Raw genomic sequence first — 12,885 nt, forward strand, 5'->3', positions numbered from 1 at the left:
CTCAATGTCCCATGGGGAAGGCAATCGGCGCCGAACGCGCCAACCCGCCCCGGCACTTGAGCACACGCAATTGCGCAGGCTTGGCATCGATGGCGATGCGCAGCGCCGCTGGCGAAGGGTTGATCGCTTCATAGATCGAGCGGTAGGCAAACGCCAGGGTCGAGCCGGTTTCCGCCGCCACCTGCAAGCGCCGCAACGCCCGGTCATCGGCCTTGTGCGGCCAGCACAGCACTGCGCCGCAACTGCCCGAACGCAGGCATTGTTCCGCTGCCCACAGCGCATCGCGCTCGCTGGCCTGGATGATCGACAACTGACGCAGATCGACCCCGGCGTTCTGCCAGGCCTGGGGGTATGGCACGTAAGGCGGCGCCACCAGCACGATGCGCTCGCCCGCGGCGGACAACCGCGCCAGCGCCGGCCACACCAGTTGCAACTCGCCAACACCCTGCCCAGCCAAAAGGATTTCGGTCAGTGCCGCTTCCGGCCAACCACCCGTAGGCAACGCTGCATCCAGCGCGGCATGCCCGGTGGGTTGCGGGCTGACGGCCGGTGGCGCAGGCCGGCCCTTCCAGACCTGGCCGCCATTGAACAGCGTATCCAGCGCAACGACGGCGCCCATCACCCTTGTCTCACCAGTCCGCAGAACACCCCTTCGATGGCCAGGTCCTGACTGGCTTCGACGATGATCGGCTTATAGGCCGGATTGCGTGGCAGCAATCGGACAACCTCGCCGACCCGTTCGAAACGTTTGATGGTGACTTCCCCGTCGAGTCGCGCGACGACGATCTGGCCGTTGAGCGCCTCGGGATTGCGGTGCACGCCCACCAGATCGCCGTCGAGAATGCCGTCCTCGATCATCGAGTCGCCCTGGACCCGCAGCATGTAATCCGGCACCCGCGAGAAGATCGACGGGTCGAGCAGCAAGCGGCTGTGAACCTCGGCATCGGCACCGATCGGCGCACCCGCTGCTACCCGACCGAGTACCGGAATGTCCAGCAACTCGGGCCGCGCCGGTTGCCCGAGCAAACGAATGCCCCGGGCCTGATGCGGATTGACCTCGATGAAACCGGCCTCGGTCAGCGCCAGCACATGCTTGCGCGCCACGCTACGGGAGGCGAAACCGAACGCCTCGCTGATTTCAGCGAGGCTCGGGGACTGACCGTGCTCGGCGATTCGATCGCGGATAAAGGTCAGGATGGCGGTGCGGCGGGGAGTTAAAGTCGTCATGGAGTACATTTGTACTCTTTTGGCTTTTTTCTGGCAAGAACTTGTAGGAGCTGTGTAGGAGCTGTCGAGTGAAACGAGGCTGCGATCTTTTGATCTTGCTCCTTAAAAACAACATCAAAAGATCGCAGCCTCGTTTCACTCGTCAGCTCCTACAGGTTTCAGGTGAGTCCTGAGAGGTAAGGCCAAGGGTAGATGCCGCGTTCGTGGCCGTCGCTGAAGATCAGTTGCACGCCGTAGCCCTGCTGGTTGAGTTCAATCACGCGGATGCGCTCATCGACTTTTACCGTCAACCCTTGCAGGCGAAACGCCCGGCACTGCGAACACGGACACTGTCGGCGCAACTCAGCGTGATCCAGCAACTGCTCCCGCCCATCCGGCCAGTTCAACCGCAGCTGCTGTTTGCTCTGGGAATTGCCAATCGCCACCGGGTTCATTGCAGTTGACTCAAGGCGATGCGCACGGCTTTGCGCACTTCCGGATCACCATCGTCCTGCGCTGCTTGCAAGGGTGCGATGGCGCCTCGGTCGTTCAACTCTCCGAGCGCCAGCGCAGCTTCCTTGCGCAGGTTGCTGATACGGTGGCCGAGGGTTTCGATCAAAGCTTCAAGGGCCGGGACGTAACGCAAACGACCGAGGCTACGAGTGGCACGCAGGCGGACTTGCCAGTACGCGTCACTCAAGGCTTCGACCAAGGCCGGGCCGGCGTCGACGTGACCGACCTTGCCCAGCGTGGTCGCGGCTTCTTCGCGTACTTGCCAGGCGGCGTCCTGCAAGGCGTGGCGCAGCGCCGGCAGCACGTGGGCGTCGGAGGCCAGGCCAAGGGCACCGGTGGCGGCGCGGCGGACTTCGGTGTCCGGGTCGTCACTGGCCAATCGAGCAAGCGCCGGCAAGGCATCGAGCTGCTTGAGCCAGCCGAGTACGCCGACAGCTTCGCGGCGGACACTGGCGTCTTCGTCGGTCAAGGCCCCTAAAGCGGCAGCGGCGGCATCAGGAAAGCGCAACTCACGCAATGCCCGGAAAGCGGCGATGCGCACGTTGATGTCGGCATGCCCGGTCCACGGCAGAATCACCCTGCCCGCCGCTTCGGTCTTGAGCAAGCTAAGGCTTTGCGCGGCGGCAGCTTGCACGGCTTGGGAAGGATCGGTCAGCGCCTGACACAGCGCTTCCACCACCGGTTCGTCCTCCCAGGCTTCGAGCAATCGTGCGGCTTCGGCGCGGACCTCTTCGGTCGGGTCTTCAGCCAGCCGATTGACCAGCCAAAGCAAACCGTCCGGTTCTTCAAGGTCGGCCAGTTCGATCAGGGCAATTCTGCGCACGCCGGGATCTTCATCCGTCAGGCGCGGTTGCAGGGCGAGAATGTCGTCGTTATCGGTTACATCGAATAGAGAGGTCATAGGGCAAATCGCGGCAGTTTGTTTTCAAGGGGAAGTCCGAGAGGGTTCAGGCGCGGTAACTGCCGACCGTCTTCGTGACGCAGCAACTCGAGGCAATGACGCTTCAAGCGGGAGAACGCGTGGCTGGTGACCAGTTCGGTGGTGCGTGGCCGAGGGAAATCGAGGCGCAGGTCTTCGATGATCCGGCCGGGGCGCGAACTCATGACCAGCAGCCGATCGGCGAGGAACAGCGCTTCATCGATGTCATGGGTGACGAACACCACGGTGGTGCGAATTCGCGTCCAGATGTCCAGCAGCAGCTCCTGCATGTTCAGCCGGGTCAGCGCATCGAGGGCGCCGAAGGGTTCGTCCATCAGCAACAGGCGCGGGCGGTTGATCAGCACCCGGGCGATTTCTACCCGTTGCTGCATGCCACCGGAGAGTTGGTCAGGCCAGCGATCGGCAAACCCTTCGAGACCCACCAGGGCAAGGATTTCGTCGGCAGCTTTGTGGCGCTCGACTTTTCCGATGCCGCGCATTTTCAGGCCGAAAGCAACGTTGTCGCGCACGGTGCGCCAAGGGAACAGCGTGTGGTGCTGGAACACCATGCCGCGCTGCGGCGACGGGCCCGAGACCGGCGCACCGTCGACTTTCAGGGTGCCGGTTCGCGGTTGCAGGTGACCGGCCAGCGCGCCGAGCAGGGTCGATTTGCCGCAACCGGACGGCCCGAGAATGCACACGAATTGCCCCGGTTCGATCTGGCAATCCAGGCCTTGCACGGCTTCGAATGCTTGCTTGTCTTCGCCGAGGACGATGGACAGTTGGCGGATGTCGATCCGCCCTTCGGGGGTTTGCATCACGCTCATCAGACTTTTCCTCGTGGTCGGTGCCAAGGCGTGAACAGCCCGCCCAGACGTTTGATCAGCAGGCTGCTGCCCATCCCCAGTACGCCAATCAGCAACATGCCGACCACGATGTCGGCGTAGTTCTGGATGGTGTAGGACTCCCAGGTGTAATAGCCGATGCCGTACTGGCCGGAGATCATTTCGGCGGTCACCAGGCAGAACCATGAGGTGCCCATGCCGATGGCGAGGCCGGTGATGATGCTCGGCGCAGCGCCGGGCAGGATCACCTCCAGCAGAATCGCCCGGCGCCCTGCCCCGAGGCTTTTCGCCGAGGCAATCAGCCGTGGGTCGACGCCTTCGACGCCATGCACGGTGTTGAGCAAAATCGGGAACAGCGCGCCGGTGAAGGTGATGAAGACCATCGACAGCTCTGACGAGGGGAACATCAGGATCGCCAGCGGAATCCAGGCCACGGCGGGGATCGGACGCAGGACTTCCAGCGGTGGCAGCAGCAGGTCTTCAGCCCATTTCGAGCGACCGATGGCCAGGCCCAAAGCGATGCCGATGATCAGTGCGCTGAGATAACCGGCGAAGACCCGGCTGAGGCTGCTGCCGAGGTGTTGAGCGAGCTTGCCGGAGTCGCCGAGGCCGAGGGCTGCTTCGATGACCGCCAGTGGCGTCGGGACGTTGGCGAAGGTGACCAGGCCGAGGTTCCATTGGTGGCTGGCGGCGAGTTGCCAGAATAAAAGGCAGAGCAGCAGTGAGGCTGTTCTGGGGATCCAGCGTGAAAATGATCGAGACATACATAACTTCCAATGGCGAACACATCACCTGTAGGAGCTGCCGAAGGCTGCGATCTTTTAGCGGCTTCAAAGCCACCGAAGAGCAAGATCAAAAGATCGCAGCCTTCGGCAGCTCCTACATTGACCGCGCTTCAATCGCGAGCCATCAGGCCAGGGGGATCTGGTTTAGCGAACGGCAACGGCCTGGGTGGTGGCGTCGGTGAAGTCGAAGACTTTTCCGCCTTGGGCCGTGGCGAACTGTTGGGCCTGGCCTTTGAGCAAAAACGCACTCAGCCGCCCCTTCGCATCACTGGCAAACCACGCCTGATCCGCCAGCAACTTGATCCCGCTGTCACTCGCCTGGGCATACACCGCGCGGATGTTTTTGCCTTCCTGCTTCAGGCCGGCCAACGCGGTGAACGCCGACTCTGCCGAGGCGTACTGCCGAACCTTCGGCTCACCCCGCACCCAGATCTCCGCCACATGGCTGAAATCGGTGATGGCTTTGCCGCTCGACGCATCCACCGCCTTGAGCGGCGTCTGCCCGTAGTTGGCCAGTTGCGCGGTGTAATCCAGATTCGAGGACTTGAACGCGGCGCGGATGTATTGGTCGTCGATGAAGGTATTGAGGTCCAACCCGCGATCCGCCTTCTTCAACAACTTGAGGGTATCGATGGCGGTCCCGACGGCCTGACGGTATTCCGGCTTCCAGCTCAGATCGCGGGTTTGCACGCCCAGCGGACCGTGGAACAGGTAATTGACCTCGGCATCGACGCCGGTGACCTTGGCGATCAACTCGCTGTATTTCTCCGGCTCAGCCGCGAGCAACTGATTGGCTTCGATGCTCGCCCGCAGGTAAGCCACGACGATTTCCGGGTACTTCTTCGCATAGGCCTGATCCACCAGCGCACCGTGGAAGGTCGGCGCATTGGCCTGGGCGCCGTCATAAATCTTGCGAGCGAAACCACGGCTGGGGAACAGTTCGGCGAACGGCACGAAGTCGGCGTGGGCATCAATCTTCCCGGCCTGCAATGCAGAGCCGGCGACTTCGGGCGGCTGGGCGATGATGTTCACGTCTTTGAGCGGATCCCAGCCTTGGGCAGCCACAGCCCGCAGCAACATGCCGTGCGCCGTCGAGGCGAACGGCACGGAAATGGTCTTGCCCTTGAGTTCGGCCAGCGACTGCACGCTCGAGGCGCTCGGCACCACGATGCCGTTGCCACTGCCCTTGATGCTGCCCGACAGTACGCTGATAAACAGGCTGTGCTTGCCCGCGGTTTCGAACGCCACGCCGTTGAACGAGCCGGGGAAATCGGCCATGGCGCCAAAGTCGAGTTTGCCGGCGACCATTTCGTTGGTCAGGGGCGCGCCGCTGGTGAAGTTTTTCCACTCCACCTCGTACTTGGCGTCTTTGTAGGGGCCATCGTGGGGCAGGTATTTGTCCAGCAGGCCCAGCTCGCGAATCAACAGACCGCCGGCGGCGCAGTTGATCGTGGTGTCCTGGGTGCCGATGGCAATGCGGATGGTTTCGGCTGAGGCCGACAAGGTGAATGAGGCCAGTACCAGACCGGCTAAAGCTGCACGCAACATGGGTGTGTCCCCTCGAATCATTTATTGGATGTTCGTCTCCGCCACGATCAGGGCGCGGTGGGAAACGAGGGGTGTTTTGAAGCAAGCGTCCGGGGGTTACCGGATGGCTTTTTTGTTGTCTGGGCCGGCCTCATCGCGAGCAAGCTCGCTCCCACAGGTTTCGTGGTGTAGGCAGGATTTGCGGCTGGCTTCGATCCACTGTGGGAGCGAGCTTGCTCGCGATAGCGTCCGTTCAGATCAGCGCAACAGATACGGAATTTGGACCTTCACCGCCCCGGTCGGGCAGTCCTTTTCACACGGCATGCAGTACCAGCATTCGTCGAACGCCATGTAGGCCTTTTGCGTGGCCGGGTTGATCGCCAGCAGGTCCATCGGGCACACATCGACGCACACGGTGCAACCTTTGTGGGCAATGCAAAGGTCCTCATCGACCGTGACGGGCGCGTTGGAGCGGAAGAAGATTTCCTGGGGTTGATAGGCCATTTCGCGGTCTCTCTTTTTGTGATGCTCAGGCAGCAAAGGCACCGACACGCAGCCGGTCGTAGGCCTGCATTTCATCGGCGTCCAGCGGGATGATGTAAGGCTCGACGGCTTTCTTGAAACTGGTCATCTGGCCGTCGTCGCCCTTTTTCAGGTGGCAATGGCAGAACCAGTCGCTGTCGTTGCGTTGCGGGTGATCGACCCGATAGTGGTAAAGCCCCCAGCGACTTTCGGCGCGGAACAACGAAGCGCGGGCGGCCATTTCGGCGCAGTCGCGAATCATGCTGACTTCCATGGCGCGCATCAGTTCGTGGGCGTTGTGCGCCTTGATCTGATCTAGATCGCGCTGGATATCGCTGAAGCGTTGCAGGCCAATTTGCATCTTCTTGGTCACTTTCGGCGGTTGCAGGTAGTCGTTGACGAAGCGTCGCAGCTTGTACTCGACCTGAGCCGGCGGCAGGCCGTGTTCGCGGTCCAGCGGTGCGTAGACCCGGGCTTTTTCTGTTTCGATCTGCTGGGCATCGACCGTCGAAAACTCGCGTCCGACGACAAAATCCGCCGCGTTGGTGCCGGCAAACCAGCCGTAGGTGAACGCGCCGAGCATGTAGTTGTGCGGCACGGCGGCCATGTCACCCGCCGAGTACAAGCCCTTGACCGAGGTCTCAGCCTTCTCGTTGACCCACACGCCGGAGGCCGAGTGACCGCTGCAAAAACCGATTTCCGAGATGTGCATCTCGACCATTTGCGTGCGGTAGTCGGTACCGCGATTGGCGTGAAACTGGCCGCGACTCGGACGTTCGTTGCTGTGCAGGATCTCTTCGATGTTCTGGATGGTTTCCTCGGCCAGGTGATCGAGTTTGAGGAACACCGGGCCGTTGCCGCTTTCGAGTTCCTGGTGGAACTCCCACATCATCTGGCCGCTCCAGTAATCGCACTCGATGAAGCGTTCGCCCTTGTTGTTCGCGGTGTAGCCGCCTAACGGACCGGTGACGTAGGCGCAGGCCGGGCCGTTGTAATCCTTGATCAGCGGGTTGATCTGGAAGCATTCCAGGTTCGCCAGTTCGGCCCCGGCGTGATAGGCCATGGCGTAACCGTCGCCAGCATTGGTCGGGTTTTCGTAGGTTCCCATCAAGTAACCCGAGGACGGCAAACCCAGACGCCCGGCGGCGCCGCAGCAGAGGATCACGGCTTTGGCCTTGATCACGTGGAAGTCGGCGGTGCGGCAGTCGAACCCCATCACACCGTTGACCGTGCCCTCTTCGTCCGTCAGCAATCGCGTGCAAACCAGGCGATTGGTGATGCTCACCCGCGCCCGTTTCAACTGGCGATACAGGACTTTTTTGATGTCGTGCCCTTCCGGCATCGGCAGCACGTAGGCGCCCATGTGGTGGACCTTTTTCACCGCGTAGTCGCCGGTCTCGTCCTTCTCGAACTTCACGCCCCAGCGGTCCAGTTGCTCGATGGTTTCGAAGCTGTGGGTCGCGTAGGCATACACCGCTGCCTGATTGACGATGCCGTCATTGGCGATGGTGATTTCCTTGGTGTATTGCTCGGGCGTCGAGTGACCGGGAATGATCGCGTTGTTCAGGCCGTCCATGCCCATGCTGATCGCCCCGCTGCGTTTGACGTTGGCCTTGTCGATCAGCAGCACGCGCAAATCGCGGTTGCGTTCCTTCGCCTTGATCGCCGCCATCGGTCCTGCGGTGCCGCCGCCGATCACGACGATGTCGTATTCCTGTTCGAGCGTCTTTCTAGTCATTGAGCCGTGAGTCATGCCTGCGCCCCTTTTTGCCGGTCGATCCGCAGGCGGTACTGGAAGGCATCGCCGCGGTAGTAAAGGTGTTCGAAGTCCACGGGTTGGCCGCTGGCATCGTGGGTCAGGCGCTCGATGCGCATGATCGGCGAGCCGGGCTCGACGTTCAGCGCCTGGGTCAGGTCGCTGTCGGCCAGCACCGCGTCGATGGCCAGATCCGCGTGACCGAGGGCCAGGCCGCAGTCGTTTTCCAGGATCAGAAAAATGTCACGGGTGACCAGATCGGCCTTCTCCAGGCGCTCGCCGATGGCCTTGGGCAGGTAGGTGATCTCCAGGGAAATCGGCTCGCGGTTGATCAGCCGCACGCGTTTGATCTGCGCCACCGTCTCGCCTTCGGCGACTTGCAAGCGCTCGGCAACGAGTTTGTCGGCGGGAATGAATTTGAAACTGCGCAGGCGGTTGATCACCTCGTAGCCGCGACCGGTCATGGACTCGGCGAGGCCTTGCAGGGTGCTGACGTTCTGGAAGGTTTTAGGCTTGGCGACGAAGGTGCCCTTGCCGTGGATCTTGAAGATCAGTCCTTCTTTCTGCAGATCGCCCAAGGCCTGGCGCACGGTGATGCGGCTGACTTTGAACAGCGCGCCGAGTTCGCTTTCGGAAGGCATCTGGCTGTCTTGCGGGTATTCGCCGTCGAGGATGCGGGCGCGAAGCACATCCCGCAGTTGGGTGTGCAGCGGAACGCTACTGAGGGAGAGAACGTTATCGGTCATGGAAGATCACTTGTCATAACGAGTTATGACGTGATCTTAAAGTTCTAATGACAGGCTTGAGAAATACTGTTTGAGCATAAGGTTAGAAGATCAAAAGATCGCAGCCTTCGGCAGCTCCTACAGGTGTACGCGATGCCATGTAGGAGCTGCCGAAGGCTGCGATCTTTTGACCTTTTATCAGCCGCGCTTGAGGATCTGGTCCATCACCCAATCGGTTTTCAATGCCTGTTCGGCCACGGCCGGATGCTGCGCCTCACCCCGAATGTGCGCGTTCATGCCCAGTACGTGATGCCACTGGATGTGCTCATGATTGTCGATGTGCAGGCTGAGGCTTTCATCGGCTTCAAGCTGAACCGGATGTTCATCGAATACGGAAAAGCTGATCCGGCCTTTGCTGCCGATCAGCTCGACCCGATCTTCACGTCTGTCCGCGACGAAATTCCAGCAGCCCATACCCAGGGCGCCCGAAGCAAACCGCCAACTGGCGCTGACGGCATCCTCGGCGGCATACAAACCGGCCTGGTGCGCGGTAAACCCGGCAACTTCGACGATGTCACCAAGCAGGTACTGGAACAGGTCGAAGCCATGACTGGCCAGGTCGGCGAAATAACCACCACCAGCAATGACCGGGTCGGTGCGCCAGTTATCTGTACCGCCAAGATCGGCCGGAGATGGCGCTTTGGTCAGGGTCCAGGTCAGGTGCCGGACCTCGCCGATCCGCCCTTCTTCCAGCCATTGCCGCACCTGCTGGAAGCGCGGCAGTGAACGTCGGTAGTAAGAAACAAACAGGTGCAATCCGGCATCGGCAAAGACCTTTTGCATCTCACGGCTTTGCCCGGCATTCAACGACATCGGTTTTTCGACGCAGCAATGTTTGCCGGCGGCGGCCACCCTCAAGGCGTAAGCGTGATGACTGTCAGGTGGCGTGGCGATGTACACCGCGTCGACCTCGGGATCATTGATCAGCGCGTCGACGTCGGTGTAGACCCGAGCGATGCCGTGGCGCGCGGCATAATCCGTCACCGCCTCCAGACGCCGGCCCATCACCGCCACCAGCGCCGAGCCGGGCGCCTTGTAGAAGGCTGGCCCGCTCTTGCGTTCAGCGACGCTGCCACAACCGATCATGCCCCAGCGCACCACGTTCATACTCACTCCCTGATGTTTAGCCGATGCGCAGCGCGCGCAGGTCCAGATGACCGTCCTTGAGCGGCGGGCACCAGTAGTAGCCGCCGGTGATCGGCCGGCTGATGCGGTACAAACCGTCGGTGATGCCGTCTTCCAGACCGCTCATGCGGCGCAGTTGGGCTTCGAAGGCGTCGAGGGAGAAACCGAAGGCCAGGAACATCAGTCCGGCGCGATCGCCTTCGATCCAGGGCATGGAACGGCGCACCACGAAGGCTTCGGGGGCGAAGCTTTCCTGGGCGGTGCGTTTGACGTGAGCGGAGATCGGCGCGTCGTCTAGCTCTTCGTTGTCGCTCAAACGGCGGCCCATGATGTTGTCCTTCTCATGGGACGGCATCCCGTGGAAACCCTTCAGGTCGTGCTGCCACTGCTGGATCGCGGCGAAGCTGCCGCCGACCATTCCGTCAGCGCCGTCACTCACCAGCGCAGCGGCAACGGCGGCTTCGTCGTGAGGGTTTTCGGTGCCGTCTTCGTAACCGGTCAGGTCGTGGCCGGTGAGGTGGCGGAAGGTTTCGTTCATCTGCACCAGGCGCAGGGCCGGGGCCAGCGCGGCTTCGATGGCGTTGCTGCGGTTGAGCAATTCGCCACGGTCGACACCGTGCAACCAGCACCAGAGCGCGTGCTGGGTCGACGGGTTGTCGACGCCGACGCCGGTCAACGCTGGAAAGGTGCGCAGGCCTTCGATTTGCCCCTTGAGGGCCTTGACCAGGGATTCACCGAAACCGACCACTGCCGACTTCCCGTCCACCAGCCCCTTCAGATTCTCCAGCGCGGCCGGCAAGGCAGCGACGGATTCGAGTGCGAAGAACATATGACGGGCTTGAGGCGGAACTGGGGTGGCGAGAATGCCCGGCTGGTAGTAACTCATATGAACTCCTTTAGAAAGAGCGCGAAGTTTAACCGCAGGATCGTTACTTGTGTGTTTTCAGGGCAAAAGGTCGCAGCCTCGTAACCCTGTAGCAGCTGCCGAGCCTGCGAGGCTGCGTTCGGCGGCGCAGCCGTCGTGAAATCGGATATTGCGGTGTGTCAGGAAAACCTTGCGTACAGGGTTTGCGACGGCTCCGCCGCCGAACGCAGCCTCGCAGGCTCGGCAGCTGCTACGACGACCCGCAACGTCGAGCCAAAAAAATCATAAGATGAGCCATGACAAGCGAGTCCGAGGTCTGCTAAAACGATTCATCAGTGCATCACCCAAATCCATACGGGGTAGCGACATGACCACAGCACACATCCTTGGCAACCTGTTTCCCGACGCGAGCGACATCCCGGAAAAATACCGCCTCGACGGCCAGACCGAACAGCGTGAATACCTGGTCGACGGCGAGCTGAAAACCTGGTCCGGGCCCCTCGCCCAAGTCCGCAGCCCGGTGTACCTGACGGGTGAAAATGGCGACGAACAAGTGATCCTTGGCAGCACGCCACTGCTCGATGCCGACACCGCATTGACCGCCCTCGACGCCGCCGTCCGCGCCTATGACCGGGGCCAGGGTCTGTGGCCGACAATGCGCGTAGCCGAACGCATCCAGCACGTCGAAGCCTTCCTCGGACGCATGCGTGAACAGCGCGAAGCCGTGGTCAAGTTGCTGATGTGGGAAATCGGCAAGAACCTCAAGGACTCGGAGAAAGAGTTCGACCGCACCTGCGATTACATCGTCGACACCATCAACGCGCTCAAGGAACTCGACCGCCGCTCCAGCCGCTTCGAACTGGAGCAAGACACCCTCGGCCAGATCCGCCGCGTACCGCTGGGTGTCGCGTTGTGCATGGGACCTTACAACTACCCGCTGAACGAAACCTTCACCACGCTGATCCCGGCGCTGATCATGGGTAACACCGTGGTATTCAAACCGGCCAAGCTCGGCGTGCTGCTGATTCGTCCGTTGCTGGAAGCGTTCCGCGACAGCTTCCCGGCCGGGGTGATCAACGTGATCTACGGCAGCGGCCGCGAGACCGTCAGCGCGCTGATGGCCAGCGGCAAGATCGATATCTTTGCGTTTATCGGCACCAACAAAGCCGCGAGCGACCTGAAAAAACTCCATCCAAAACCGCACCGCTTGCGTGCTGCGTTGGGCCTGGACGCGAAAAACCCCGGCATCGTGCTGCCTGAGGTGGATCTGGACAACGCGGTCAGCGAAGCGCTCACCGGCTCGCTGTCGTTCAATGGCCAGCGCTGCACCGCGCTGAAAATCCTCTTCGTCCATGAAGACGTGGTCGACGCTTTCATCGAGAAATTCAACGCCAAACTCGCCGGCCTCAAACCCGGCATGCCGTGGGACAGCGGCGTGGCGCTGACGCCGTTGCCGGAAGCGAGCAAGGTCGATTACCTGCACTCCTTGGTGGCGGATGCCGTGAGCAAAGGCGCGACAGTGGTCAACCCAAATGGTGGTGAAGCCCGCGCATCATTCTTCTACCCCGCCGTGCTGTACCCGGTGACGCCGCAGATGCGTGTCTATCAGGAAGAACAGTTCGGCCCGGTCGTGCCAATCGTGCCTTACCGACATCTGGACACGGTGATTGATTACGTCCTGGAATCGGACTTCGGCCAGCAGTTGAGTATCTTCGGCACCAACCCGGTGGCGGTCGGCAGGCTGGTGGACACCTTCGCCAACCAGGTCGGCCGGATCAACCTCAACGCCCAGTGCCAGCGCGGCCCGGACACCTTCCCGTTCAACGGCCGCAAGAACTCCGCCGAAGGCACGCTGTCGGTGCATGATGCGCTGCGGGTGTTTTCGATCCGGACACTGGTGGCGACCAAGTTCCAGGAAACCAACAAAGAACTCATCAGCGAGATCATCAGCGGACGCAGTTCGAGTTTCCTGACCACCGATTACATCTTCTGAGGAGACCGAGCCTGAGCACATTCAGAGCCAATCGACTGCCACCG

At 61.5% G+C, this 12,885-nt stretch carries 13 protein-coding genes; 1 reads left to right on the forward strand and 12 read right to left on the reverse strand.

Features of this window, described 5'->3' with window-relative positions; translation table 11 throughout:
* Position 1: 1 nt before the first annotated feature.
* The 12 genes from imuA to ACA079_RS19215 all read right to left on the reverse strand — a co-directional run bounded on the left by imuA (position 2) and on the right by ACA079_RS19215 (position 10,869).
* Positions 2–619: a translesion DNA synthesis-associated protein ImuA gene (imuA, locus tag ACA079_RS19160; RefSeq protein ID WP_497700500.1), complete on the reverse strand. Its 618-nt coding sequence runs from the start codon at positions 617–619 to the stop codon at positions 2–4.
* A complete protein-coding gene (lexA, locus tag ACA079_RS19165; RefSeq protein WP_497700501.1) occupies positions 619–1,236 on the reverse strand; it encodes a transcriptional repressor LexA in 618 nt (205 codons plus the stop codon). Before lexA ends, imuA begins: the two co-directional genes overlap by 1 nt.
* 149 nt (positions 1,237–1,385) lie before the next feature.
* A complete protein-coding gene (locus ACA079_RS19170) occupies positions 1,386–1,661 on the reverse strand; it encodes a DUF971 domain-containing protein (RefSeq protein ID WP_497700502.1) in 276 nt (91 codons plus the stop codon).
* Positions 1,658–2,620 carry a HEAT repeat domain-containing protein gene (locus ACA079_RS19175; protein WP_497700503.1) on the reverse strand — a complete coding sequence of 321 codons (963 nt, stop codon included), beginning with the start codon at positions 2,618–2,620 and terminating at the stop codon, positions 1,658–1,660. The genes ACA079_RS19170 and ACA079_RS19175 overlap by 4 nt, the downstream gene beginning before the upstream one ends.
* The gene (locus ACA079_RS19180) at positions 2,617–3,465 is read right to left on the reverse strand and encodes an ABC transporter ATP-binding protein (protein WP_497700504.1); all 849 of its coding nucleotides are present in this window, start codon (positions 3,463–3,465) and stop codon (positions 2,617–2,619) included. The genes ACA079_RS19175 and ACA079_RS19180 overlap by 4 nt, the downstream gene beginning before the upstream one ends.
* On the reverse strand, positions 3,465–4,247 hold the full coding sequence (locus tag ACA079_RS19185) for an ABC transporter permease (protein WP_497700505.1): 783 nt from the start codon (positions 4,245–4,247) through the stop codon (positions 3,465–3,467). The genes ACA079_RS19180 and ACA079_RS19185 overlap by 1 nt, the downstream gene beginning before the upstream one ends.
* A 165-nt stretch (positions 4,248–4,412) precedes the next feature.
* Positions 4,413–5,816, reverse strand: coding sequence for an ABC transporter substrate-binding protein (locus ACA079_RS19190; protein ID WP_497700506.1), 1,404 nt, complete (start codon positions 5,814–5,816; stop codon positions 4,413–4,415).
* A gap of 237 nt (positions 5,817–6,053) precedes the next feature.
* The gene (locus ACA079_RS19195; protein ID WP_497700507.1) at positions 6,054–6,299 is read right to left on the reverse strand and encodes a 4Fe-4S dicluster domain-containing protein; all 246 of its coding nucleotides are present in this window, start codon (positions 6,297–6,299) and stop codon (positions 6,054–6,056) included.
* Positions 6,300–6,324: 25 nt separating this feature from the next.
* Positions 6,325–8,055 (reverse strand): fumarate reductase/succinate dehydrogenase flavoprotein subunit, encoded by a 1,731-nt coding sequence (locus ACA079_RS19200; protein WP_497700508.1) that lies wholly within the window; start codon positions 8,053–8,055, stop codon positions 6,325–6,327.
* Positions 8,056–8,066: 11 nt separating this feature from the next.
* Positions 8,067–8,819 (reverse strand): GntR family transcriptional regulator, encoded by a 753-nt coding sequence (locus tag ACA079_RS19205; protein WP_033061603.1) that lies wholly within the window; start codon positions 8,817–8,819, stop codon positions 8,067–8,069.
* Between the two features lie 177 nt (positions 8,820–8,996).
* Complete coding sequence (locus tag ACA079_RS19210) at positions 8,997–9,965, reverse strand: Gfo/Idh/MocA family protein (protein WP_497700509.1); 969 nt, start codon at positions 9,963–9,965, stop codon at positions 8,997–8,999.
* 16 nt (positions 9,966–9,981) lie between these two features.
* Positions 9,982–10,869, reverse strand: a complete 888-nt coding sequence (locus ACA079_RS19215) for a Dyp-type peroxidase (RefSeq protein WP_497700510.1) — start codon at positions 10,867–10,869, stop codon at positions 9,982–9,984.
* Positions 10,870–11,215: 346 nt separating this feature from the next.
* Here ACA079_RS19215 and ACA079_RS19220 point away from each other — a divergent pair, with 346 nt between their 5' ends.
* Positions 11,216–12,841, forward strand: a complete 1,626-nt coding sequence (locus ACA079_RS19220) for an NADP-dependent glyceraldehyde-3-phosphate dehydrogenase (RefSeq protein ID WP_497700511.1) — start codon at positions 11,216–11,218, stop codon at positions 12,839–12,841.
* The last annotated feature ends 44 nt before the right edge of the window (positions 12,842–12,885 follow it).

This window comes from Pseudomonas sp. LBUM1645 (genome assembly GCF_059716185.1).

Coding starts and splice junctions, on each gene's coding strand:
- imuA (WP_497700500.1), bottom strand. CDS start 619: ATGGGCGCCGTCGTTGCGCTGGATACGCTGTTCAATGGCGGCCAGGTC.
- lexA (WP_497700501.1), bottom strand. CDS start 1,236: ATGTACTCCATGACGACTTTAACTCCCCGCCGCACCGCCATCCTGACC.
- ACA079_RS19170 (WP_497700502.1), bottom strand. CDS start 1,661: ATGAACCCGGTGGCGATTGGCAATTCCCAGAGCAAACAGCAGCTGCGG.
- ACA079_RS19175 (WP_497700503.1), bottom strand. CDS start 2,620: ATGACCTCTCTATTCGATGTAACCGATAACGACGACATTCTCGCCCTG.
- ACA079_RS19180 (WP_497700504.1), bottom strand. CDS start 3,465: ATGAGCGTGATGCAAACCCCCGAAGGGCGGATCGACATCCGCCAACTG.
- ACA079_RS19185 (WP_497700505.1), bottom strand. CDS start 4,247: ATGTCTCGATCATTTTCACGCTGGATCCCCAGAACAGCCTCACTGCTG.
- ACA079_RS19190 (WP_497700506.1), bottom strand. CDS start 5,816: ATGTTGCGTGCAGCTTTAGCCGGTCTGGTACTGGCCTCATTCACCTTG.
- ACA079_RS19195 (WP_497700507.1), bottom strand. CDS start 6,299: ATGGCCTATCAACCCCAGGAAATCTTCTTCCGCTCCAACGCGCCCGTC.
- ACA079_RS19200 (WP_497700508.1), bottom strand. CDS start 8,055: ATGACTAGAAAGACGCTCGAACAGGAATACGACATCGTCGTGATCGGC.
- ACA079_RS19205 (WP_033061603.1), bottom strand. CDS start 8,819: ATGACCGATAACGTTCTCTCCCTCAGTAGCGTTCCGCTGCACACCCAA.
- ACA079_RS19210 (WP_497700509.1), bottom strand. CDS start 9,965: ATGAACGTGGTGCGCTGGGGCATGATCGGTTGTGGCAGCGTCGCTGAA.
- ACA079_RS19215 (WP_497700510.1), bottom strand. CDS start 10,869: ATGAGTTACTACCAGCCGGGCATTCTCGCCACCCCAGTTCCGCCTCAA.
- ACA079_RS19220 (WP_497700511.1), top strand. CDS start 11,216: ATGACCACAGCACACATCCTTGGCAACCTGTTTCCCGACGCGAGCGAC.